Origin of the sequence: Pseudomonas sp. SbOxS1 (assembly GCF_013416725.1) — a bacterium.
In the GTDB taxonomy this organism is placed as follows: Bacteria; Pseudomonadota; Gammaproteobacteria; order Pseudomonadales; family Pseudomonadaceae; genus Aquipseudomonas.
Genome location: NZ_JAAVXC010000008.1, coordinates 91,771 through 114,594, shown reverse-complemented (window position 1 = coordinate 114,594; position 22,824 = coordinate 91,771). Strand labels below are relative to the sequence as shown.

The window sequence follows — 22,824 nt, the reverse complement described above, 5'->3', positions numbered from 1 at the left end:
TCCTACAGACTGACTACGCCGACAAATCGGCGCCCCGAATTGAAGAGAAAGACCATGAGTAATCTGACCATCGTCCCTTTGAGTTCAGCCCTCGGCGCACAGATCAGCGGCGTCGACGTCAGCCAGCCGCTGAACCTGGAACAACGCGACGCCATCGAGCAGGCGCTGCTCAAGCACCAGGTGCTGTTCTTCCGAGACCAGCCGATCACCCCGCAACAGCAGGCGCGATTCGCCGCCAATTTCGGCGACCTGCACATCCACCCGATCTACCCCAACGTGCCGGAACAACCGGAGGTCCTGATCCTCGACACCGCCGTCACCGACGTGCGTGACAACGCGATCTGGCACACCGACGTGACCTTCCTGCCGACCCCGGCCATGGGCGCGGTGCTCAGTGCCAAGCTGCTGCCGGAGTTTGGTGGCGATACCCTGTGGGCCAGCGGCATCGCAGCCTATGAAGCGTTGTCGGCGCCCTTGAAAAGCCTGCTCGAAGGGTTGACCGCCACCCACGACTTCACCCGTTCGTTCCCGCTGGAGCGCTATGGCAACACGCCTGAAGCGTTGACCCAATGGGAAGAGACACGGCGCAAGAATCCGCCGCTGTCACACCCGGTGATCCGCACACACCCGGTGAGCGGACGACGCTCACTGTTCGTCAACGAGGGCTTCACCTCGAAGATCAACGAGTTGTCGGAAACCGAGAGCGAGGCGATCCTGAAGTTCCTGTTCGCCCATACGACCCGGCCGGAATTCACCATTCGCTGGCGCTGGCAGAAAGACGACATCGCGTTCTGGGACAACCGCGTGACCCAGCATTACGCGGTGGATGATTACCGCCCGGCGCGGCGGGTGATGCAGCGGGCGACGGTGTTGGGGGATGTGCCGTTTTTCAAGTAACACACTGATCGTTCCCACGCTCTGCGTGGGAATGCAGCCCGGGACGCTCCGCGTCCCATCGAGAGCCGAACGCGGAGCGTCCGTTGAGGCATTCCCACGCAGAGCGTGGGAACGATCAAGCCTGAATGCTTACTCAGCCGTCGAAGGCTTCTCCCAAAGATTGATCCCCCCCTCCTGGGCAAACCGGTCAATCTCCGCCAACTCTTCTGCACTGAAGCTCAAATTCTTCAACGCCCCGACGTTCTCGATGATCTGCTCCGGCCGGCTCGCGCCAATCAGCGCAGAGGTCACCCGAGGGTCGCGCAGGGTCCAGGCCAGCGCCAGTTGTGCCAGGCTCTGACCGCGACGCTTGGCGATCTCATTGAGCGCGCGCACCTGGGCAATGTTGCTCTCGGACAAATGCGCGGCCTGCAGCGAACCACCGCCCGGACGGTTGACTCGCGCATCGGCCGGCACGCCGTTGAGGTATTTGTCCGTCAGCAGCCCCTGAGCCAGCGGCGTAAAGGCAATCACGCCGGTGCCGAGCTCGTCGGTGGTGTCCAGCAGGTCCTTTTCCACCCAGCGATTGAGCAGGTTGTAGGCCGGTTGGTGAATCAACAACGGGACTTTCCACTCTTTGAGCAACGCCGCTATTTCGCGGGTTTTCACCCCGGAATAAGACGAGATACCGATATACAACGCCTTGCCCTGTTGTACGGCGCTGGCCAGCGCGCTGGCGGTTTCTTCCAGCGGGGTGTCCGGGTCGAAACGGTGGGAATAGAAGATGTCCACATAGTCGAGGCCCAGGCGCTGCAGGCTCTGGTCAAGGCTGGCGAGCACATACTTGCGTGATCCGCCGCCCTGACCGTAAGGACCGGGCCACATGTCCCAACCGGCCTTGCTGGAAATGATCAACTCGTCGCGGTACTGCTTGAAGTCCTCACGCAGCAAACGCCCGAAGTTGGTTTCAGCACTGCCATACGGCGGGCCGTAGTTGTTGGCCAGGTCGAAATGGTTGATGCCCAGGTCGAACGCCGTGCGCAACAGCGCACGCTGGGTGTCGATCGGCGTGCTGTCGCCGAAGTTGTGCCACAGGCCCAGGGACAGCGCCGGCAGCACCAACCCGCTGCGGCCCACGCGGCGGTAAGGGATGTAGTCGTAGCGGTTTTCGGCAGCGGTGTAAGTCATCGAATCCTCTCTTGTCTGTTTTATCTGAAATCTTCAACCGGTTTTGTCGCAAATCTGTTGGAAGGCCTCGCCAGTCCAAGGTTCTGACGCAGCGTGCGACCTTCGTATTCGGCTCTGAACAATCCGCGCCGTTGCAGCTCCGGTACAACGCCGCGGGCAAAATCCTCCAGACCGTCGGGCAAGTGCGGCACCAGCACATTGAAGCCATCCGCCGCGCCCTGCTCGAACCACTCCTGCAGGCGATCGGCAATCTGCACCGGCGTTCCCACCAGGCTGTAATGCCCGCGACCGCCAGCAATCCTGCGCCCCAGTTCGGCGAGGCTGAGGTGCTCCTGGCCCGCCAGCTCCGTCAGCAACTTTTGTCGGCTTTGCTGTCCGCTTTCAGTCAGCGGCAAGTCGGGCAACGGCCCGTCCAGCGGGTACTTCGACAAATCGAAGTTGCCCAGCATACGCCCAAGCAAGGCCACGCCAACCTCCGGTTCGACTAATTGCTGAAACGTTTCATATTTTTCCCGGGCTTCGCTTTCAGTTTGCCCGACGACCACGAAAACACCGGGCATGATCTTCAGCGAGTCGTCGCTGCGACCGTATCGACTCAAACGCCCTTTCAGGTCGCGATAAAACGCCTGGGCACTGGTCAGCGACGTCTGCGCGGTAAACACCACTTCGGCCGTCTGCGCCGCCAGCTCACGACCGGCCTCGGAAGAACCGGCCTGCACGATCACCGGTTGGCCCTGAGGGGAACGCGCTACGTTCAGCGGGCCTTTGACCCGGAAGTGTTCGCCGAGATGATCCAGCGTGTGGACTTTTTCCGGCTGGTAGTACGCACCACTGGCCTTGTCTCGGATAAAGGCGTCGTCTTCCCAACTGTCCCAAAGCCCGGTGACCACCTGATGAAACTCTCGCGCCCGGCTGTAGCGCTCGGCATGCCCAAGATGCTCGGTGCGGCCAAAGTTCAGCGCTTCGGCGGAATTGTCGGACGTCACCAGATTCCACCCCGCGCGTCCTCCTGAGAGATGATCCAGGGAAGCGAACTTGCGCGCGACATGGTACGGCTCGTTGTAGCTGGTGGTGGCCGTGGCAATCAGCCCGATATGCTCGGTCACCACGCTCAACGCCGAGAGCAGCGTCAGCGGTTCAAAATGGTCGGAACGGGCCATGCGACTGGCGATGGCCCCAGTCGCTGCCGCCACGCTGTCGGCGATGAACAAGGCATCGAATTTCGCCGCTTCGGCGATCTGCGCCAGGCGCTTGTAGTGGGCGAAGTCCAGGCCGGCATCGGCCGGCACTTGCGGATGGCGCCAGGCGGCGACGTGGTGTCCGGTCGCCATCAGGAAAGCGCCAAGCTTGAGCTGTCGGGTCATGGTCAGAAATCCTTGCGCAGTTGCACGCCGAAGTAGCGCTCGTCGTCCCGTGGCACGGCGCGGTAGATGTAGTTGCCGCCACTGGCCAGCAGCGGTGAGTAGGACTTGTCCGCGAGATTCTTGCCCAGCAGGGCCACGCGCCAGCCATTGTTGTAGTCGGCCAGGGCGACGCTGGCGTTCCAGATGCCGTAGGCGCCCTGCTTGGTGTCGACGTTCTGGCTGATGTCGTATTGCACTTCGCTCTGCCAGCTGAAGTCGGTGCCCAGCTCAATATCCAGGCCGTTATCCAGGGGGATGCTGTAGTCGGCACGCACATAGCTTTTCCAGTCCGGGCTGAACGGCAGTGGCTTGCCGTTGACGTTGCACGACGCTGCCGCACCTGCCGGGCAGGCGAATTCGTCGATGCGTGCGCGGGTGTAGGCCAGGGCGCCGGAGAACTTCAGTTGTTGGGTGGCCTGCAAGGCGTAATCGAGTTCGACGCCTTCGGTGCTGACACTGCCGGCGTTGATCAGGCGGGTCACCACTTGCCCTGCCACGGTATCGAAGAAGTTCGCCTGGTAGTTGTCGTAATCACTGTGGAACACCGCGACGTTGGTGGTCAGGCGATTGTTCCAGCTCGTGGCCTTGATACCGACTTCCCAGGTGTTGGAGGTTTCCGGCTTGAGCGCCTCGGTGTCCCGTGGCTGCATGTTGAAGAACACGTTGTAGGCCGGGCCTTTGTAGCCACGCGAGTAGGTCAGGTACGTGGTGACGGCATCACTCAAGTCGTACTGCACGCCAAGACGTCCGGACCAGCCATCTTCATCCACCGAACCGGAGCTGCTGGTGCCTGGCTGAATGCCGCTGACGGCGGTGGCCGACGTCGATACCCGGCGGTGATTGTATTCCAGTTCATCGTGGGTGTAGCGCAGGCCGGCGATGCCGCGAAAATCCGGGGTGAAATTGAGGGTACTTTCACCGAACACCGCGTAGCTGTCGCTGCTGGTGCTGTAATCGGCGACCCCACGGTTGACGCTGGTGGGCGTGGTCAAGGTGCGCTGATAAGTCTCGTCGTCCTTGCCGTGCATGTAGAACAGACCACCCACGTATTCGAGGAATTCGCCTGTCGGTGAAGCCAGGCGCAGCTCTTGCGAGTATTGGTCGAAGGCCAGGTCGCCCTTGTCGGCGGTGCCGGGGAACGCCGCGGTTACCGTGCTCAAGCGGTCTCCGTCCTGATACTGGGTGTTGTCCCAACCACGCCAGGCGGTGATCGAAGTCAGGGTGAAATCGCCCAGCTGCCAGTCGAGTTGGCCAGACAGGCCTTTGTTGATGTCTTCGACGTGGGTGCGGGTTTGGGTGTTGATGTCGCGGTTGTCACTGGACGCCCGCACCGGGCTCAAGGCATTGGCGAACGCAGGCGTCAGGGATTTGCTGACCACGCCATTGGGCGCATCGTCGTGGGACTGCATGTAGTCGGCAATCAGCGTAAAGGTGAGGTCTTCATTCGGGGTGAATTGCAGTTTGCCGCGCGCGCCCTTGTGGTTGTAACCGTTGACCTCCTGGCCGTTGTAGCGGTTATCGACGTTGCCGTCGTAGGTGCCGAACAGCGTGGTGATCGAGCCTATGAGCGTACCCGGAACCAGGCTGCCGCCGAGGCCGAAGCGGGTACGGCTTTCGTTGCCGCTGTAGTACGACTGATCGATGTAGCCTTGGGTTTCGGCGGTCGGGGCGCGGCTGGTGATGTTGAGCACGCCGGCCGAGGCGTTCTTGCCGAACAGAGTGCCCTGCGGCCCGCGCAGCACTTCGACGCGCTCCAGATCCAGCAGGTCCAGGGTCGACTGGCCCGGACGGGCATAGACCACGCCGTCGATCACCGTGGCCACGGTCGGCTCGACGCCCGGCGAGGTGGAAATGGTCCCGACGCCGCGAACGAACAGCGAAGTGTCCTTGTTCGACGCGCCGGTACGGAAATTCAGCGATGGCACTTGCTGGACGATGCTAGACACGCTGGTGCGGTTGTCGCGCTCCAGTTGCTCGCCATCGAGCACGGTTACCGCCACCGGGATTTTCTGCAGCGACTCTTCGCGGCGAGTGGCGGTGACCGTCACGGACTTGAGGGTGGGCTCCTGTTCGGCGTTGTCGGCGGCGAAAGCACCCGGCACGGGCAGCGCCGCCAATCCGGCGAACAGCCAGCCAAGGTGCGTGCGACGTGGTGTGGCGGCGCGAATCGATTGCGCCAGTTTTTGTGATTCCCCAGAGGTGAAGTGCATGGTCTGCCCGCTCGAAAATTGCCCTGAACCGCTGCCGTTCTGCGACGACAGTGCGAGTGAAGTTGTCTTGGGCATTCGCTCGAGCGAGTAGCAGACAGAACGCCTTGTTAGCGCTAACATCATCAGTATTGGCGGCGGCCACATAGAGCGTCCAATACTGAAAAATTACTTTTATATGCCTTTTTGTTTTTTAAGAGGGATCGTCCGTTGAGTGAAGACAAGCCCCGCAAACGCCGTGGCGCCGGCCGCGTCACCCTGGACGCCGTGGCTCGCCAGGCGGGTGTTTCGGCGATTACGGTGTCGCGCTACTTCAATCAGCCAGACCAGGTGTCACCGGAACGCCGCGAGCGCATCGCCTCCGTGGTCGCGGCGCTGGGTTACGTACCCAACCTGGTGGCCGGGGGGCTAGCGTCGGCCCGCGGCAAGATCGTCGGCATGGTGATCCCGAACATCTCCGGGCCGATCTTCGCCAACACCATCCAGGGCTTCAGCGACACCCTCAGCCGCCACGGTTACCAGCTACTATTGGCATCGAGTTACTTCGACGCCACACAGGAAGAAAGCGCGGTGCGGGCGTTTCTTGGCTGGTCGCCGGCAGCGTTGGTGCTGACCAGCCACTTCCATAGTGCCGGCACCGAAAAGCTGATCGCCGAAGCGGATATTCCAGTGATCGAAACCTGGGACTACCAACCCGAGCGCGAGCCGCTGCAAATCGGTTTTTCGCATTTCGAGGTGGGCGTGACAGCCGCGCGTTACCTGCATGGCAAGGGTTATCGGCGCATTGCATTCGTACAGAACAGCGCACCGGGAGACTTCAGTGCGCTGGAACGACGTGACGGCTATGCGGCCACCGTGCGTGAGTTTGGGCTTGAGCCCTGGGTGTTCGCCCCGAATGCCGATCACGCCCCGTTCGAAGCCGGCAAGCAAGCCATGCAGGCTTTGATGAACGCCTCACCACGACCCGACGCCATCATCTTCGCCAACGACAACCTCGCCGCCGGCGGCTTGCTGGCCGGGCAACGCGCCGGCCTGAACATCCCCCAGGACTGCGCGGTACTCGGCTTCGGAGATTACCCCTTCGCCGAAATGCTCCTGCCAAGCTTGAGCACCATCAAGCCACCGGCGCTGGAGATCGGCGTACTTGCGGCAACCCGGGTGCTGGAGAGTCTGGGCGTGCTGCCGGTGGAGGATGAGGTCAAGCGCTTGAATCTGCTGGCGTGTCGGGTGATCGAGCGCGAGAGTGCTTGAGCGACAGGCATCCTTTACGGATCTGCCACGCTCCTGTCAGGCCGATAACTCGCGCAGAGCTGCAGCCGCCAAAAAACCCGACCTTGAGCTGTAGCGCCGGTCCCGCCTGACAGTCTGATCAATGCGCTCAAGCAATTGCTCAGGTAGCGTGGCGTTGAAGCGCACCGACTTGCCGAAGTACGGCGTGACATCGAACTCCACCACACCCCACACGCCGCCAGCGTAATCGGGGTTATCGATATGGACGTCGATCTCGCGAACCTGAGGCAGTGGATCGCCATCGGCAACCAGACCTTCATAGTGCAGGGACAATGCCTCTTTCACATTTTCGAATGCCTCGGCAACTGTCGTGCCTGCGGAGAAACAACCCGGTACGTCCGGGATGATCACTCCGTAGTCTGAGTCGGCATCCTTGTGCAGAACGACCGGGAATTTCATTTGGATGAATCCTTCCTGTGACAAGTCCGCATCGGGACTCTCGTATCCAATGACAGGCCTCATTTCAGACCCGCCTGTTTCAATATGCTGTTGATCGTTCCCTTTGGAAGATCAGAGTCCGGGTGCTTGATCGTCACCCTACCTGGCTTGTGCGAATGCTTGTATTGATGGTGACTGCCTTTCACAGCCACCAGATACCAACCATCCTCCTCGATCATCCTGATCATCTCCCGACTCCGCATTCCCTTCGCCCTGTTCGTCAGCAACTGCGACGTAATGTAGGCGGTGGAGCAGGGATTTAATACACACCATACACACTATGCAAAATATTAGTCGATTTTGCTACGCCGATTTCTCGCCCAGACCAGCGGCTACTGCGCCCCCGCAAACACCTCCCCCAACCAATCTACAAACACCCGAACCCGTGGCGACATGTGTCGGTTGTGTGGATAAAGCACTGAAACCGGCATCGGTGGCGGCGGTGTTTCGATAAGGACTTCCTTTATCTGCCCTTGGGCGATCTGCGTTTCCATCCGGTAGTGCGGGCACTGGATCAGACCCAACCCGGCAATCGCCGAGGCTGCATATATCTCCGCACCAAACACCGAAACGGCGCCCTCGATGGCCACCTCCTTGAGCTCGCCATCGTCCATGAATTCGAACGGAAACAACTTGGCCGTCGTACGTGAAACGTAGTTCACCGCGCGGTGATTTTTCAGGTCGTCGAGGCTTTTCGGCTCGCCGTATTTACGCAGGTAGGCCGGACTGGCGCAGGTAATCTGGCGCAGGTTCGCAACACGCTTGCCGATCAGCGTGGAATCGCCAAGAGCGCCAGCGCGTAGCACGCAATCGACACCTTCGGTAATGAGGTCAACATGGCGGTCGGCCTCGCTGATGGACAGTTCGATGTCCGGGTAGCGCGCCATGAATTGCGGCAAGGCCGGGATCACGAAATGTTTGGCCAAGGTTCCGTGCAAGTCGACCCGCAGACGCCCTTTTGGCGCCACGCCGCGAAACGCCAGTTCGGCCTCTTCCAGCTCTGCCAGCAGTTGCACACAACGCAGGTAATACGCCTCGCCGTCCAGCGTGGGACGCACCTTGCGTGTGCTGCGCTCGAGCAAGCGTGTGCCGAGCCAGGCTTCGAACTGGTTCAGGGCGTGGGTCAGCGTCGCGCGTGGCAGATCCAGGTCATTCGCAGCCAGGGTAAAGCTGCTGCGCTCATAGATCCGGACGAACACCTTCATCGCTTTGACCTGATCCACGGCGGGCTCCTTGATTGTTGGCGATTATTGAACAGTCAAGGCAACTCTGCTGCATTTATCGGCCTGGGTAAACATGTGAAATTGGCCCCACACCCCATCGACAGGAACATCGCCATGACTACTCAAACCTCCAGGGTTGCCCTCGTAACCGGCGCCTCCCGCGGTATAGGCGCGGTCATTGCCAGGCAACTGGCCAACGAAGGTTTCGCCGTCGCGATCAACTATGCCAACAGCGCCAGCGAAGCTTCGAAACTGGTCGTGGAGTTACGTCCGGCTGGCCATCAAGCCATAGCGATCAAGGCGGACGTGGCCAGTGCCGACGACGTGCGCCGGATGTTCGATGAGACCGAGACCCAGTTGGGCAAGGTCGACGTGCTGGTGAACAACGCCGGCATTCTCAAGGTCATGCCGCTGGCGCAACACAGCGACGAATTGTTCGAACAGAACTTCAACATCCATGCGCGCGGTACTTTCAACACCCTGCGCGAAGCCGCCACTCGCTTGAATAGCGGCGGCCGGATCATCAATTTCTCCAGCAGTACCGTGGGCCTGAACCTGCCGGGCTACGCCGTGTACATTGCCAGCAAGGCAGCGGTGGAATCGTTGACCCAAGTGTTTGCCAAGGAAATGCGCGGGCGCAATATCACGGTCAATGCCGTGGCGCCGGGGCCGGTGGCGACTGACTTGTTCCTGCACGGCAAGAGCGAAGAGCAGATCCAGAACTTCGCCAAAATGGCGCCGCTTGAGCGGCTCGGGCAACCAGAGGATATTGCCCGTGTCGTGTCGTTTTTGGTCGGGCCGGACTCGGCGTGGGTCAATGGGCAGATTCTGCGGGTGAATGGCGGGCTGGTTTAACTAAGCTCACATTGAAACCGCGGCGGCGCCGATCGCGAGCAAGCTCGCTCCTACAGGGAGGCACACACCATGCACACCACCATCATCATCACGTTCGGCCTGATCCTGCTCGCCATGATGCTGTACATCGGCGAAAAAATCGGCTTTCCCCGCCAGGTCCTCGCCTACAGCTTTATCGTGCTGTGGCTGGCCCTGACGCTGATCAATGGCGCGGTGGGCATCGTGCATGCCGGCCAGCCATTGGGAACGGAGGTGATGGTCGGCAGCGCCGTGTTCGGTATCCCGGTGGCGGCGCTGGTGTTGTTCATGGTGTTGACCACCGAGACCTGAAGGCCCGCTCAACGCACCAGGTGCAAGAACTGCATGTGCCTTTCGTACTGATCAAGGATGTCGTTGATGATCTGCTCCTTGGTGTATCCCACCAGGTCGTAGTTCTGGCTGCCCTCGCTCAAATGCACTTCGGCCCGGTAATAACGACGATTATTGAGCTCCTTGGCACCCATGCCACCCCGGGCAAACGACGGCGTAAAGTAACCGCGCATTTGCACCTGATAGATGAATGGGTGCTCGTCGCCGTGACCGATTTCCAGGCTGACGCTGTCATTGACCGGCTCCGGGTGAGTCACGACGCTCAGACCCTTTTCGATAAACACCGCCGACACCTCTTCGATGGCCGGGCGCACCGTCGAATCGAGGAAGCGATAGACCTCGTCCCGCGACGGGAAATGCACCGCCTGGCTCAAGCGCTGACGCCAACCACCGCGCCGCGAGCCGGACACTGGCGCCAGGGAATGCATCTGTGCGATCTGCTTCTGCGATTCCAGATAAAACGCTTTATGTAGCCCCCACATCATCAACAGCAAAATCAGCGAGAACGGCAGCGAAGTCAGGACCACGGCTGACTTCAACGCATCGATGCTGCCGGAAAACAGCAACGCGCTGGTCACCAGCGCGGTCATCGCGCCCCAGAACACCCGCAGCCATTTCGGTCCGTCTTCATCGGGGTTGCCGCCCTTGGCGGACAGCGTCGACAACACCACGGTGCCGGAGTCGGCGGAGGTGACGAAGAACACGAAGCTGATGAACACCGTGACCGCGATCACGGTTTTGCTCCAAGGGTAGGTTTCCAGCAGCAGGTAGAGGGTCATCGACGGATTCTGGATGGCCGACAGGCCCAGCGCCGACATGCCGTGGTTGAGCACTTGGTCGATGGCGCTGTTGCCGAAGATCGACATCCACGCCAGGGTGAAACCCAGCGGAATCAACAGCACGCCGAAGACGAACTCGCGGATGGTCCGGCCACGGGAAATCCGCGCAATGAACAGGCCCACGAACGGCGACCAGGCGATCCACCAGGCCCAGTAGAACACCGTCCAGCCACCCAGCCAGTCGCTGGGCTTGTCGTAGGCGTAGAGGTCAAAACTCTTCATCGGCAAGGCGCCAAGGTAGTCGCCAACGTTCTGGATCAGGGTATTGAGCAGATGCTGGGTGGGCCCGGCGAACAACACGAACAGCAGCAGCGCACAGGCCAGCAGCATGTTGATGTCGGACATCACCCGCACGCCCTTGTCGACGCCGGACACCGCCACGATGATCGCCGCGCCCATCATCAACGTGATCAGGCCGACCTGAATCCACTGGGTATGAGCGATGCCGAACAGGTAGTCCAGGCCCGAGTTGAGGTGCAACACGCCAAAGCCCATGTCGGCACCGAGACCGAAGACCGTGGCGATGATGCCGAAGCCGTCTACCGCATAGCCAATGGGGCCGTTGATGCGCTTGCCGATCAGCGGGTACAGCGCCGAGCGCAAGGCCAGCGGCAGGTTATGCCGGTAGGCGAAATAGGCCAGCGCCATGCCGACAAAGGCGAACACGCCCCAGCCATGCAGGCCCCAGTGCAGGAACAGAATTTGCATCGCCTGCCGCGCCGCATCCGCCGTGCCCGCCTCGCCCTGAGGCGGTTGCAGCATGTGGGTCAGGGGTTCGGACACGCAAAAGAAAAACAGCGTAATGCTGATCCCGGCGGCGAACAGCATGCCGGCCCAGGACAGATAACTGAATTCGGGCTCGTCGTGGTCGGCACCGAGTTTGATCTTGCCGTAGCCCGATAACGCGGTGACCACCACGAAGACCAGATACAGGGTCATCGCCAGCATGTAGTACCAGCCAACCGTGTTGGCTGCCCAGTTTTGCGCCGCCAGCAACCAGGCGCCGGCCTGCTCGGGCATGGCCATGACCACGACACCGAACAACAGAATGAAGGTCGCCGAGAAATAGAACACCGGCGGATTCATGCGGATCAGGCCGCTTGGGGGAATGGACGATGCACTCATTGAAGGTGCACCTCGGAGGGGTCGAACGTGGCTGTAGAAATCGGACTCAGCAAAGGCAAGCCTCCTGTTGTGAGCGGGCAGCGAACCACCGGTTTAACTTGAATGAACGTTCAAGTTAAACATGAATAGGGTGCTAAGGACTAATCGCAGGGCTCGGCGGTTGTGGATTTACGCTAGCTCAAAGATGGGTAGGACACGGGAACTGGGGGGATTGTCGTGTAGCTCTTCGCGGGCAAGCCTCGCTCCTACAGGTTTGCGTCGAACATGCGAACGACGCAGCTCTGTAGGAGCGAGGCTTGCCCGCGAAGAGGCCGGAGTCGTCAGTGAAGATTCAGCAGCTTACTTCTGCGCCCCATCATCCAGCTGCAAATTCGCCTGGGTCAGGTTGCTGCCCGCCGGTACGCTGCGGGTCAGCCAGACATTGCCGCCAACGGTCGAGCCCTTGCCGATGGTGATCCGCCCCAGAATGGTCGCGCCGGCGTAAATCACCACGTCATCCTCGACGATCGGATGCCGCGGCTGGCCCTTCTGCAACTGGCCGTCTTCGTCCGCTGGAAAGCGCTTGGCACCCAAGGTCACCGCCTGATAAATCCGCACCCGCTCGCCGATGATCGCGGTCTCGCCGATTACCACACCGGTCCCGTGGTCGATGAAAAAACTGCGGCCGATCTGCGCGCCCGGATGGATGTCGATACCCGTGGCCGAGTGGGCGATTTCCGCACTGATCCGGGCCAGCAACGGCAGCCCGGCGCGATATAGATGGTGGGCGAGGCGATGGTGGATCACCGCCAGAATACCGGGATAGCACAGCAGCACTTCATCGACGCTACGTGCCGCCGGGTCACCGTGATAGGCCGCCAGAACGTCGGTGTCCAAAAGGCTGCGCAGCGCCGGCAACGCGAGGGCGAAGTCCTGGATGATCTGAATGGTCTTGGCCTCTACTTCAGTGTCGGCCTGGGCGCTGTGTCGGGCGGCGTAGCGCAACTCAAGTCGCGCCTGAGCCAGCAACGCATTCAACGCCACATCGAGGGTGTGGCCAACGTAGAAATCTTCACTCTCTTCGCGCAAGTCCACCGGCCCCAGGCGCATGGGGAACAGCGCACCGCAGAGCGCTTCGAGAATGTCCGCCATGGCCGCCCGCGACGGCAACTCGCGACCACCCTGCTCACCGCTGGCGCGGCCGTTTTGTGCACGCCACTGCTCACGCGCCGTGCGCAGTTGGCTGACGATGGTTTGCAATTGCCAATGGCTGGAACGCTCACTCACGGTAAAAACTCCTCACGGGCGGCCGGACTGTCGGGCCGCACTGACGGCGATTACTTTACGGCAAGGCCCGCAAGCCAAATTAAGAACCAATTGTGCTGTCGTAAGCACAATCGGCTATAAGCGATTGGCGGTTGCCCCGACAAAGTGGCGTGCCTATAGTCCAGAGACCTTTCACCGCCAGTACGGACCCATGATCAAACAACAGCTTGCCCGCTTTAATCGTCTCGACCTGCTCGGTCAGCCCACCGCCCTGGAAAAACTCGAACGCCTGTCGGCCTGGCTGGGGCGCGACGTCTACGTCAAACGCGACGACCTGACCCCACTGGCCATGGGCGGCAACAAGCTGCGCAAACTTGAATTCCTGGCAGCCGATGCCCTGGCCCAGGGCGCCGATACATTGATCACGGCCGGCGCGCTGCAGTCCAACCATGTGCGCCAGACCGCTGCCATTGCAGCCAAGCTGGGTCTTGGCTGCGTGGCCCTGCTGGAAAACCCGCTGGGCACCGACGACGCCAACTATGTCGGCAATGGCAATCGGTTGTTGCTGGACCTGTTCGATGCCAAGGTCGAACTGGTAGAAAACCTGGATAACGCCGACGAGCAACTGCAAGCCCTGGCAGCCCGTCTGCGCAGCAACGGCAAGAAGCCGTACCTGGTGCCTATCGGTGGCTCGAATGCGCTGGGCGCCCTGGGTTATGTGCGAGCCGGGTTGGAACTGGCCGAGCAGATCAAGGACACCGGACTGAACTTTGCCGCGGTCGTCCTGGCCTCGGGCAGCGCCGGGACACACAGCGGCCTGGCATTGGCGTTGAGCGAAGCGTTGCCGGATTTGCCAGTCATCGGCGTCACGGTTTCGCGCAGCGATGAAGATCAACGGCCAAAAGTACAGGGCCTGGCCGAGCGTACCGCCGAGTTGTTGGGGGTGCCATTGCCGGCGAGCTTCAAGGTTGAGTTGTGGGACGAATATTTCGCGCCGCGCTATGGCGAGCCCAATGCCGGGACGCTGGCCGCGGTGAAGCTGGTGGCCGGTCAGGAAGGCCTGTTGCTGGACCCGGTCTACACTGGCAAGGCCATGGCGGGATTGCTGGACGGGATTGGACGCCAGCGTTTCGATGAGGGACCGATCATCTTCCTGCACACCGGTGGGGCTCCGGCGTTGTTTGCCTATACAAGCTTTTTGTAGGGCCAGACGTTAGAAAATCATATATTCATTAAAAGCATAACAAAAATAGAATTTATTATTTTCTAATCTAAAAGCGTCATCATATAGTCTCGCCGCAGGCGAATTTGTAACGCGACGCGTACGTTGCTTTAAGGCAGGATAACGCAGTCATCAAAATCCCGAATTTGCCAACTTTCCTTAAGCGTCTTCCATAAGAAAACACAGGGGCTTGTCATGAATTTTTCCGCACTACGTCGAAATCTGCTGGTGGGTTCGCTGGGCCTGGCACTCAGTGCCGGCCTGATCGGCCAGGCAGTGGCCGGTGAGCAACTGCAACAAATCAAGGACAAAGGCGTGATCAACGTCGGCCTGGAAGGCACCTACCCACCGTTCAGTTTCGTCGACGCCGACGGCAAGCTGACCGGCTTCGAAGTCGAATTCTCCGAAGCCCTGGCCAAAGAGCTGGGTGTGAAGGTCAAACTGCAACCGACCAAATGGGACGGCATCCTCGCGGCACTGGAATCCAAGCGTCTGGACGCCGTGGTCAACCAGGTGACCATCTCCGAAGAGCGCAAGAAGAAGTATGACTTCTCCGAGCCCTACACCGTCTCCGGGATTCAGGCGCTGGTATTGACCAAGAAAGCCGCCGAACTGAACATCAAGTCGGCTGCCGACCTGGGTGGCAAGAAAGTCGGCGTAGGCCTGGGCACCAACTACGAGCAGTGGGTCAAAGCCAATGTCCCAACCGCTGACGTGCGCACCTACGAAGATGATCCGACCAAGTTCCAGGACCTGCGTGTCGGCCGTATCGACGCCATCCTGATCGACCGCCTGGCCGCGCTGGAATACGCCAAGAAAGCCAAGGACACCACCGCTGCCGGCGATGCGTTCTCCCGTCAGGAAGCCGGTATTGCCCTGCGCAAAGGCGAGCCTGAACTGCTGGCAGCCGTGAACAAGGCCATCGACAAGCTGCGCGCCGACGGCACGCTGAAAAAGCTTTCGGAAAAATACTTCAGCGCTGACGTCACCCAATAATGGAAGAAGCTTTTCAACTCGCACTGGACTCCCTGCCCTTTCTGCTCAAGGGGGCGTACTACACGGTCGTCTTGAGCCTGGGCGGGATGTTCTTCGGCCTGGTGATGGGCTTCGGCCTGGCACTGATGCGCCTTTCACGCTTCAAGCTGGTGAGCTGGATCGCCCGCATCTACGTGTCGTTCTTTCGCGGCACGCCGTTGCTGGTGCAACTGTTCGTGATCTATTACGGCTTGCCGCAATTGGGCATGGAACTCGATCCACTGCCGGCGGCCCTGATCGGCTTCTCGCTGAACATGGCGGCCTACGCCTGCGAAATCCTGCGTTCCGCGATCAGCTCCATCGAGCGCGGTCAGTGGGAAGCCGCTGCCAGTATCGGCATGACCCGTGCGCAAACCCTGCGACGGGCCATCCTGCCGCAGGCGATGCGTACCGCATTGCCGCCACTGGGCAACAGCTTCATCTCGCTGGTCAAGGATACCGCGCTGGCCGCTACCATCCAGGTGCCGGAGCTGTTCCGCCAGGCGCAACTGATTACCGCCCGCACCTTCGAAGTGTTCACCATGTACCTTGCCGCCGCGCTGATCTACTGGGTCCTGGCCACGGTGCTGTCGCACCTGCAGAACCAGCTGGAAGCACGGGTCAACCGGCACGACCAGGAGTCCTGACCCCATGATTGTCGTGGAAAAACTGACAAAGCAGTTCAAGGGTCAAGTCGTGCTCAACGGCATCGATCTGCAAGTGAAGGAAGGTGAGGTGGTGGCGATCATCGGGCCTAGCGGCTCGGGCAAGACCACCTTCCTGCGTTGCCTGAACTTCCTTGAAGAACCCACCAGCGGCCGGATCAAGGTCGGCGACATCGAAGTCGATACCAGCCGCCCGTTGAACCAGCAACAGAGCCTGGTGCGCCGTTTGCGCCAGCACGTGGGCTTCGTGTTCCAGAACTTCAACCTGTTCCCCCATCGCACCGCCCTGGAAAACGTTATCGAAGGCCCGATCATCGTCAAGAAGATCGCGCACGCCGACGCCGTTGCCCTGGGTAAAAAACTGTTGGCCAAGGTTGGCCTGGCAGGCAAGGAGGACGCTTACCCGCGTCGCCTTTCAGGGGGTCAGCAACAGCGTGTGGCGATAGCCCGCGCGCTGGCGATGGAACCGGAAGTGATTCTGTTCGACGAACCGACCTCGGCGCTCGACCCCGAGCTGGTGGGTGAAGTGCTGGCGACCATCCGCGGCCTGGCCGACGAGAACCGCACCATGGTCATCGTCACCCACGAAATGGCTTTCGCCCGTGACGTGGCCAATCGCGTGGTGTTTTTCGACAAGGGTGTGATCGTCGAACAAGGCGAAGCAAAGGCATTATTTGCGAATCCCAAGGAAGAGCGCACCAAGCAGTTCCTCAGCAAGTTCCTGAACAACGCACACAACTAAACCCCTTGTAACACCTGTCAACTTCCATGGATGGAAGTGACACCCTCATCGTAAAACCTCCTACTCTTACATAATTAAATATACGTGCATGACAAGCACACTTTGTCAGCACCATCGATACATATATGTATTGCGCAACAGATTTACCGACTGAACATCAGTCGCACCCAATCTGCGCCAAACCCTCAAAAAATGGCGCTCAGAGCAGGTAGATTCGACGCGCCGGGACAGTTTATTAACTTCAATGCGTAGGATTATTCTGAATAACACCCAACTTCCCACTTAACCAACTTGCTCTATTGACACCTACTCCGACTCACTCTTATCTAGTCTCCTTCCAGCGGCACCCATCACGCTCAATCATTATTTAAAAATCAAAGTAATGAACGGTTTTGCTGTTCGAGCTCACGTTTTATTTTTCCGAAACGGACTTCAATGCAAAACATCAAGGAGACCTCCATGACAAGCACCTCAAATAAAACCGGACTTGCCGCCCCGATGCTGGCGCAATCGCACAAGGCCGGAATCAACCTCGCCTCGGCGACGCACTTGCTGATCGAGGTGCCGCCCTACCCCGCGATGGACGAAGGCGACCTGATCGAACTGTTCTGGGACAACTGCTACGTCGCCTCCAGGGTCCTGATGGCCGATGAGATTGGCCGCCCCGTCCTGCTTCGGGTACCCGAGAGCTTTATCGCCAGTGGCTCCTCTCGCGTCCACTATCGAATCATGCAGATAGGGCAAGCACCGATCGTATCGCCTGCCAGGCGCGTGCAGTCCAAACTCGAGTGTCCCGGCGGCCAGGTGTCTGCGCTCAGTGGCGACGAGAACCAGAGCCTGGCCCCGGTAAACATTCCCGGAACGATTCGCCGCCAGGGGGTGAACCCCAACCAGGTCAAGCGCGGCGTGCCAGTGACCATCGAGCCGTACCTGAACATGGCTGTCGATGACGAGATCACCCTGCGCTGGGGCGACGCCCGCATGGATTTGCCCCCACTCAAGGAAAGTGATGTGGGCCAGCCGGTTCAGGTCTGGGTGCCACCGGCGATCATTCTTGAAGCCGGCGAAGACCTGCGACTGGAGGTGACTTACTGCATCCTCGATCGCGTAGGCAACAATTCGCGCTGGGCGCCAGCACGGACGTTGAAGATTGGCTGTGCCAATCGACCTTCTATACATATTCCTAAAAGTTAGTTCAAAAAACATTTATACACGTTTAGGGTATATAAACCGGACCACCGGACATTCTTGTTTTCGTTCGCCGCACCCTGCGGCGTTTTCATGAGATGTGAGGTAGGTATGGTCCGGAACACAATCACCCCAGTGCAGATCGCCAGGGCATTGCGTGTAGCCAAGGAGTGGCACTGATGTCCAGTCTGGCTGATGCAATCGTCCAGAGTGACCTGGACATCGCCCCATTGTTGTTGCCCGCGCAAGTGCTGCGCAACGACGCTCAAGCCATCAAGGCCGCCTTTGAGCTGGCGCAGGTCGCGCGCCTGCAAGCAGCCAGGCGCGACCGGCAGCGCAAGCTGCCGTGGTCGGAAATCGAACAATTCACCCGAAGTGGCCTGGGCAGTATCGCCATTCCCCGCGAGTACGGTGGCCCGCAGGTTTCATTCGTCACCCTGGCCGAAGTCTTCGCGATCATTTCCGCGGCGGACCCGGCCCTGGGGCAGATTCCACAGAACCAGTTCGGCATCCTCAACCTGGTACTCGGCAGCGCCACCGAGGCGCAGAAAAAACAGCTGTTCAAGAGCGTTCTGGAAGGCTGGCGAATCGGCAATGCCGGACCGGAACGCGGCGCTAAAAACACTCTGGAACTCAAGGCGCGCATCACCGCCGACGGCGATGGTTTCGTCCTCAACGGGCAGAAGTTCTATTCCACCGGCGCGCTGTTCGCGCACTGGGTCGCGGTCAAGGCGCTCAATGACGACGGCAAGCAAGTGCTGGCCTTCGTTCGTCGCGGTACGCCGGGGCTGCGCATCGTCGATGACTGGTCCGGTTTCGGCCAGCGCACCACCGCCAGCGGCACCATCTTGCTCAACAACGTGCGGGTCGACGCCGAGCTGGTGGTGGATAACTGGAAGATCAACGACACGCCCAATACTCAGGGTGCGGTTTCGCAGTTGATCCAGGCCGCCATCGATGCCGGCATCGCCCGGGGCGCCCTTGATGACGCCATCGAGTTCGTGAAAACCCGCGCACGGCCTTGGGTCGACGCCAACGTTGAACGGGCCAGCGACGACCTGTACGTCATCGCCGATATCGGCAAGCTGAAAATCGAATTGCACGCTGCCGAAGCATTGCTGCGCAAGGCCGGGCAGGTGCTCGACCAGGTGAGCGCCGCGCCGCTCACCGCCGAGTCCGCCGCCCGCGCTTCGATTGCCGTCGCCGAAGCCAAAGTGTTGACCACCGAGATCTCGTTGCTGGCCAGCGAAAAGCTGTTCGAGCTGGCCGGCAGCCGCGCCACCCTTGCCGAATTCAACCTCGACCGTCACTGGCGCAACGCCCGGGTGCACACCCTGCACGACCCGGTGCGCTGGAAATATCACGCGGTTGGCGCCTATCACCTGAACGGCACTTTGCCCGCTCGTCATTCCTGGATTTAACGACCAGACATCTGGAGAAACTTATGACTCTTTCTCACCCCGTCGCGGTCATCACCAGCGATGAGCAAGCCCTGATCGTCGCCAGCGACCTGGCCGAAGATTTCAAACGCGACAGCGCCCTGCGCGACCGTGAACGCCGTTTGCCGCACCCGGAGCTGGAAGTGTTTTCCCGCTCGGGCCTGTGGGGCATCAGCGTGCCGAAGGAATACGGCGGCGCGGGCGTTTCCAACGTCACGCTGGCCAAGGTCATCGCACTGATTGCCCAGGCGGATGGCTCCCTCGGGCAAATCCCACAGAACCATTTCTACGCGCTGGAAGTGCTGCGCGTGAACGGCAGCGAAGCGCAGAAAAAGCGCCTGTACGCCGAAGTACTGGCCGGTCAGCGCTTCGGTAATGCGCTGGCAGAGCTCGGAACCAAAACAGCCCATGATCGCGTCACCAGCCTGACGAGCGATGGTGACGGCTATCGCATCAACGGCCGCAAGTTCTACGCCACCGGGGCGATTTACGCCCAGCGCATTCCGACCTCGGTGATCGATGAAAACGGTGTGCAGCAACTGGCCTTCGTCCCGCGCGACAGCAAGGGCCTGACGGTGATCGACGACTGGAGCGGCTTCGGCCAGCGCACCACCGGCAGCGGTTCGGTGGTGTTCGAAGATGTCTTTGTGGCCGCCGAAGACGTGATCCCGTTCCAGACAGCCTTCGAGCGTCCAACACCGGTTGGCCCGCTGGCGCAGATTCTCCATGCCGCCATCGACACCGGCATCGCCCGCGCGGCCTATGAAGATGCGCTGCATTTCGTGCGCACCAAAACCCGGCCGTGGATCGACGCCACCCATGAAAAAGCCACCGACGACCCACTGACCCTCAAGAGTTTCGGCCACTTGAGCATTCGCCTGCACGCCACTGAAGCCATGCTCGAACGCGCCGGTGAATTCCTCGACAAGGCCCAGGCCGACACCAGCGCCGAGAGCGTTGCCGCCGCGTCGATCGCCGTCGCCGAAGCCCGCGCTATCAGCACCGAAGTCTCCCTCGCCGCCGGCACCACCTTGTTCGAACTGGCCGGCAGCCAGGCCACCCTGATCGAGCACGGCCTGGATCGCCATTGGCGCAACGCCCGGGTGCATACCCTGCACGACCCGGTTCGCTGGAAATACCACGCGGTCGGCAACTACTACCTCAACGATGAAAACCCGCCACTGCGGGGGACCATCTGATGGCCGACGCGAAAAAGAAGATCCTGCTCAACGCGTTCAACATGAACTGCATCGGGCACATCAACCATGGCTTGTGGACGCATCCACGGGACACCTCGACCCAGTACAAGACGATCGAATACTGGACCGACCTGGCACAGTTGCTGGAACGCGGGCTGTTCGACGGTTTGTTCATCGCCGACATCGTCGGCGTCTATGACGTGTACCAGAACTCGGTGGACGTGCCGCTCAAAGAGTCGATCCAGTTACCGGTCAACGACCCGTTGCTGCTGGTTTCGGCGATGGCTGCGGTGACGAAAAACCTGGGCTTCGGCCTCACCGCCAACCTCACCTACGAGCCGCCGTACCTGTTCGCCCGGCGCATGTCGACGCTGGATCACCTGAGTCGCGGTCGCGTGGGCTGGAACATTGTCACCGGCTACCTCGACAGCGCGGCCAAGGCCATGGGCCTGAGCGAACAAGTCGAGCATGACCGCCGCTACGACCAGGCCGATGAATACCTGGAGGTGCTCTACAAACTCTGGGAAGGCAGTTGGGAAAACAGCGCGGTACTCAACGATCCGCAGCAGCGCATCTACGCTGCGCCAGAAAAAGTGCACAAGGTCGAGCACAAAGGCGAGTTCTATCAGGTCGAGGGTTACCACCTGTGCGAGCCGTCACCGCAACGCACGCCGGTGCTGTTCCAGGCGGGCAGCTCCGATCGCGGTTTGCTGTTCGCCGGGCGCCACGCCGAGTGCGTGTTCATCAGCGGTTCGAACAAGTCGTCGACCAAGATTCAGGTGGACAAGGTCCGCGCCAGCGCTGTCGAGGCCGGGCGTAATCCTGAGGACATCAAGGTGTTCATGGGGCTGAACGTGGTCGTCGGCGCCACTGAAGAACTGGCCTGGGCCAAGCACGCCGAATACCTGAGCTACGCCAGCGCCGAGGCCGGCGTGGCGCATTTTTCGGCGTCTACCGGTATCGATTTTTCCGAATACGCCATCGACGAACCGATCCAGTACGTCAAGAGCAACGCGATCCAGTCGGCGACCAAAAACCTGCAGAACAACGACTGGACCCGACGCAAATTGCTCGAGCAACACGCCCTCGGTGGGCGCTACATCACCGTGGTCGGTTCGCCTGGGCAGGTGGCCGACGAACTGGAATCGTGGATCGCCGAAACCGGCCTGGACGGCTTCAACCTGACGCGCATCGTTACGCCGGAAAGCTATGTGGATTTCATCGAGCTGGTGATTCCGGAGTTGCAGCGGCGTGGGTCGTACAAGACCGCTTACGACAATGGCTCGTTGCGCGAAAAGCTGTTTCACGGTGAGGCGCACTTGCCTGAGCAACATACGGGATCGGCTTACCGCCGCTAAAAGCTTCGCTGGCAAGCCAGCTCCTACAAGGTTTTGTGAATGCCATAAACCCACTGTAGGAGCTGGCTTGCCAGCGAAGAGGCCCGCCCGAACACCCTAAATTTATGCACTGACTGGAAAAACCAACATGACCAAGAAACTCCTGACCCACCCAGTCAAAGCACTGGCCCTGGCCCTCGGCCTGTTCAGCTCTGCGGTGTTCGCCGCCGACGCGCCCCTGAAAATCGGCACCACCGCCGCCTTCGCCATTCCCCTGGAAGCGGCCGTAGAAGAGGCCGGCAAACAAGGCCTGAAAGTGGAACTGGTGGAGTTCACCGACTGGATCGCGCCCAACGTCAGCCTCGCCGCCGGCGACATCGACGTGAACTACTTCCAGCACATCCCGTTCCTGGAAAACGCCAAGAATGCCTCCGGGTTTGACCTCGTGCCCTTCGCACCAGGGATCATCAACAACGTCGGTCTCTACTCGAAGAAATACAAAAGCTTCGACGAACTGCCCCAAGGCGCCAGCGTGGCCATCGCCAACGATCCGATCAACAGCGGTCGTGGCTTGCAGCTGTTGGCCAAGGCCGGCTTGATCACCCTCAAAACAGGCGTCGGCTACAAGGCCACCGAAGAAGACATCATCGCCAACCCGAAAAAAATCAAAATCCTCCAAGTCGAAGCCGTGCAGCTGGTACGGGCCTATGACGACGCCGATCTTGTCCAGGGCTACCCGGCTTACATCCGCCTGGCGAAAACCTTCGACGCCGGTTCTGCCCTGCTGTTCGACGGCCTCGACCACAAGGAATATGTGATCCAGTTCGTGATCCAGCCGAAAAGCAAAACCGACCCGCGCCTGATCAAGTTTGTCGACATCTACCAGCACTCGCCGGCCGTTCGCGCCGCTCTGGATAAAGCCCACGGCAAGCTCTACCAAGCCGGTTGGGAGAGCTGAGC

General features: G+C 60.4%; 21 protein-coding genes. 13 read left to right on the top strand and 8 right to left on the bottom strand.

Annotated elements, in window-relative coordinates; all coding sequences use genetic code 11:
• Positions 1-54: 54 nt before the first annotated feature.
• Positions 55-897, top strand: a complete 843-nt coding sequence (gene tauD, locus HFK74_RS12675) for a taurine dioxygenase (protein WP_180203807.1) — start codon at positions 55-57, stop codon at positions 895-897.
• A gap of 129 nt (positions 898-1,026) precedes the next feature.
• Here the strand turns inward: tauD and mgrA are convergent, their stop codons facing one another.
• The 3 genes from mgrA to HFK74_RS12660 are packed head-to-tail and all read right to left on the bottom strand — an operon-like array spanning position 1,027 to position 5,677.
• A complete protein-coding gene (gene mgrA, locus HFK74_RS12670; protein ID WP_180203806.1) occupies positions 1,027-2,064 on the bottom strand; it encodes an L-glyceraldehyde 3-phosphate reductase in 1,038 nt (345 codons plus the stop codon).
• 20 nt (positions 2,065-2,084) lie between these two features.
• Positions 2,085-3,428, bottom strand: coding sequence for an LLM class flavin-dependent oxidoreductase (locus HFK74_RS12665; RefSeq protein WP_180203805.1), 1,344 nt, complete (start codon positions 3,426-3,428; stop codon positions 2,085-2,087).
• Between the two features lie 2 nt (positions 3,429-3,430).
• Positions 3,431-5,677, bottom strand: coding sequence for a TonB-dependent receptor (locus HFK74_RS12660; RefSeq protein ID WP_180204144.1), 2,247 nt, complete (start codon positions 5,675-5,677; stop codon positions 3,431-3,433).
• Positions 5,678-5,884: 207 nt separating this feature from the next.
• Between HFK74_RS12660 and HFK74_RS12655 the strand changes: the two genes are divergently transcribed.
• Positions 5,885-6,925, top strand: coding sequence for a LacI family DNA-binding transcriptional regulator (locus HFK74_RS12655; RefSeq protein WP_180203804.1), 1,041 nt, complete (start codon positions 5,885-5,887; stop codon positions 6,923-6,925).
• Between the two features lie 36 nt (positions 6,926-6,961).
• On the opposite strand, the gene HFK74_RS12650 is transcribed toward HFK74_RS12655, so the two are convergent.
• The 3 genes from HFK74_RS12650 to HFK74_RS12640 all read right to left on the bottom strand — a co-directional run bounded on the left by HFK74_RS12650 (position 6,962) and on the right by HFK74_RS12640 (position 8,625).
• On the bottom strand, positions 6,962-7,363 hold the full coding sequence (locus HFK74_RS12650; protein WP_032831488.1) for a type II toxin-antitoxin system HicB family antitoxin: 402 nt from the start codon (positions 7,361-7,363) through the stop codon (positions 6,962-6,964).
• 59 nt (positions 7,364-7,422) lie between these two features.
• Positions 7,423-7,605, bottom strand: coding sequence for a type II toxin-antitoxin system HicA family toxin (locus HFK74_RS12645; protein WP_032831485.1), 183 nt, complete (start codon positions 7,603-7,605; stop codon positions 7,423-7,425).
• Positions 7,606-7,734: 129 nt separating this feature from the next.
• Positions 7,735-8,625, bottom strand: a complete 891-nt coding sequence (locus tag HFK74_RS12640) for a LysR family transcriptional regulator (RefSeq protein ID WP_180203803.1) — start codon at positions 8,623-8,625, stop codon at positions 7,735-7,737.
• Between the two features lie 114 nt (positions 8,626-8,739).
• Here HFK74_RS12640 and HFK74_RS12635 point away from each other — a divergent pair, with 114 nt between their 5' ends.
• Both HFK74_RS12635 and HFK74_RS12630 read left to right on the top strand, forming a co-directional pair.
• Complete coding sequence (locus tag HFK74_RS12635) at positions 8,740-9,480, top strand: SDR family oxidoreductase (RefSeq protein WP_180203802.1); 741 nt, start codon at positions 8,740-8,742, stop codon at positions 9,478-9,480.
• A gap of 69 nt (positions 9,481-9,549) precedes the next feature.
• Positions 9,550-9,810 (top strand): hypothetical protein, encoded by a 261-nt coding sequence (locus HFK74_RS12630; RefSeq protein WP_180203801.1) that lies wholly within the window; start codon positions 9,550-9,552, stop codon positions 9,808-9,810.
• A gap of 8 nt (positions 9,811-9,818) precedes the next feature.
• Here the strand turns inward: HFK74_RS12630 and betT are convergent, their stop codons facing one another.
• Entirely contained in the window at positions 9,819-11,774 is a 1,956-nt protein-coding gene (betT, locus tag HFK74_RS12625) for a choline transporter BetT (protein ID WP_180204143.1), read from the bottom strand.
• A 378-nt stretch (positions 11,775-12,152) separates the two neighbouring features.
• Complete coding sequence (gene epsC / locus HFK74_RS12620) at positions 12,153-13,079, bottom strand: serine O-acetyltransferase EpsC (protein WP_180203800.1); 927 nt, start codon at positions 13,077-13,079, stop codon at positions 12,153-12,155.
• Between the two features lie 190 nt (positions 13,080-13,269).
• Between epsC and HFK74_RS12615 the strand changes: the two genes are divergently transcribed.
• The 9 genes from HFK74_RS12615 (at position 13,270) to HFK74_RS12575 (ending at position 22,822) form a co-directional block, all read left to right on the top strand.
• Positions 13,270-14,262, top strand: a complete 993-nt coding sequence (locus HFK74_RS12615) for a D-cysteine desulfhydrase (protein WP_180203799.1) — start codon at positions 13,270-13,272, stop codon at positions 14,260-14,262.
• A gap of 213 nt (positions 14,263-14,475) precedes the next feature.
• Positions 14,476-15,276: a cystine ABC transporter substrate-binding protein gene (gene tcyJ / locus HFK74_RS12610; RefSeq protein WP_008057611.1), complete on the top strand. Its 801-nt coding sequence runs from the start codon at positions 14,476-14,478 to the stop codon at positions 15,274-15,276.
• Positions 15,276-15,941, top strand: coding sequence for a cystine ABC transporter permease (tcyL, locus tag HFK74_RS12605; RefSeq protein WP_180203798.1), 666 nt, complete (start codon positions 15,276-15,278; stop codon positions 15,939-15,941). The genes tcyJ and tcyL overlap by 1 nt, the downstream gene beginning before the upstream one ends.
• 4 nt (positions 15,942-15,945) lie before the next feature.
• A complete protein-coding gene (gene tcyN, locus HFK74_RS12600; protein ID WP_180203797.1) occupies positions 15,946-16,701 on the top strand; it encodes an L-cystine ABC transporter ATP-binding protein TcyN in 756 nt (251 codons plus the stop codon).
• 459 nt (positions 16,702-17,160) lie between these two features.
• Positions 17,161-17,895: a hypothetical protein gene (locus HFK74_RS12595; protein ID WP_180203796.1), complete on the top strand. Its 735-nt coding sequence runs from the start codon at positions 17,161-17,163 to the stop codon at positions 17,893-17,895.
• Between the two features lie 173 nt (positions 17,896-18,068).
• Positions 18,069-19,310, top strand: a complete 1,242-nt coding sequence (locus tag HFK74_RS12590; protein ID WP_180203795.1) for an SfnB family sulfur acquisition oxidoreductase — start codon at positions 18,069-18,071, stop codon at positions 19,308-19,310.
• Between the two features lie 23 nt (positions 19,311-19,333).
• A complete protein-coding gene (locus HFK74_RS12585; RefSeq protein ID WP_180203794.1) occupies positions 19,334-20,527 on the top strand; it encodes an SfnB family sulfur acquisition oxidoreductase in 1,194 nt (397 codons plus the stop codon).
• Positions 20,527-21,885: an LLM class flavin-dependent oxidoreductase gene (locus HFK74_RS12580; RefSeq protein ID WP_180203793.1), complete on the top strand. Its 1,359-nt coding sequence runs from the start codon at positions 20,527-20,529 to the stop codon at positions 21,883-21,885. Before HFK74_RS12585 ends, HFK74_RS12580 begins: the two co-directional genes overlap by 1 nt.
• Positions 21,886-22,012: 127 nt before the next feature.
• Entirely contained in the window at positions 22,013-22,822 is an 810-nt protein-coding gene (locus HFK74_RS12575) for a MetQ/NlpA family ABC transporter substrate-binding protein (RefSeq protein ID WP_180203792.1), read from the top strand.
• The last annotated feature ends 2 nt before the right edge of the window (positions 22,823-22,824 follow it).

Bases quoted from the DNA above. Each gene is read 5' to 3' on its own strand.
- tauD (WP_180203807.1), top strand. From the start codon at position 55: ATGAGTAATCTGACCATCGTCCCTTTGAGTTCAGCCCTCGGCGCACAG.
- mgrA (WP_180203806.1), bottom strand. From the start codon at position 2,064: ATGACTTACACCGCTGCCGAAAACCGCTACGACTACATCCCTTACCGC.
- HFK74_RS12665 (WP_180203805.1), bottom strand. From the start codon at position 3,428: ATGACCCGACAGCTCAAGCTTGGCGCTTTCCTGATGGCGACCGGACAC.
- HFK74_RS12660 (WP_180204144.1), bottom strand. From the start codon at position 5,677: ATGCACTTCACCTCTGGGGAATCACAAAAACTGGCGCAATCGATTCGC.
- HFK74_RS12650 (WP_032831488.1), bottom strand. From the start codon at position 7,363: ATGAAATTCCCGGTCGTTCTGCACAAGGATGCCGACTCAGACTACGGA.
- HFK74_RS12645 (WP_032831485.1), bottom strand. From the start codon at position 7,605: ATGCGGAGTCGGGAGATGATCAGGATGATCGAGGAGGATGGTTGGTAT.
- HFK74_RS12635 (WP_180203802.1), top strand. From the start codon at position 8,740: ATGACTACTCAAACCTCCAGGGTTGCCCTCGTAACCGGCGCCTCCCGC.
- HFK74_RS12630 (WP_180203801.1), top strand. From the start codon at position 9,550: ATGCACACCACCATCATCATCACGTTCGGCCTGATCCTGCTCGCCATG.
- betT (WP_180204143.1), bottom strand. From the start codon at position 11,774: ATGAATCCGCCGGTGTTCTATTTCTCGGCGACCTTCATTCTGTTGTTC.
- HFK74_RS12615 (WP_180203799.1), top strand. From the start codon at position 13,270: ATGATCAAACAACAGCTTGCCCGCTTTAATCGTCTCGACCTGCTCGGT.
- tcyJ (WP_008057611.1), top strand. From the start codon at position 14,476: ATGAATTTTTCCGCACTACGTCGAAATCTGCTGGTGGGTTCGCTGGGC.
- tcyL (WP_180203798.1), top strand. From the start codon at position 15,276: ATGGAAGAAGCTTTTCAACTCGCACTGGACTCCCTGCCCTTTCTGCTC.
- tcyN (WP_180203797.1), top strand. From the start codon at position 15,946: ATGATTGTCGTGGAAAAACTGACAAAGCAGTTCAAGGGTCAAGTCGTG.
- HFK74_RS12595 (WP_180203796.1), top strand. From the start codon at position 17,161: ATGACAAGCACCTCAAATAAAACCGGACTTGCCGCCCCGATGCTGGCG.
- HFK74_RS12590 (WP_180203795.1), top strand. From the start codon at position 18,069: ATGTCCAGTCTGGCTGATGCAATCGTCCAGAGTGACCTGGACATCGCC.
- HFK74_RS12585 (WP_180203794.1), top strand. From the start codon at position 19,334: ATGACTCTTTCTCACCCCGTCGCGGTCATCACCAGCGATGAGCAAGCC.
- HFK74_RS12580 (WP_180203793.1), top strand. From the start codon at position 20,527: ATGGCCGACGCGAAAAAGAAGATCCTGCTCAACGCGTTCAACATGAAC.
- HFK74_RS12575 (WP_180203792.1), top strand. From the start codon at position 22,013: ATGACCAAGAAACTCCTGACCCACCCAGTCAAAGCACTGGCCCTGGCC.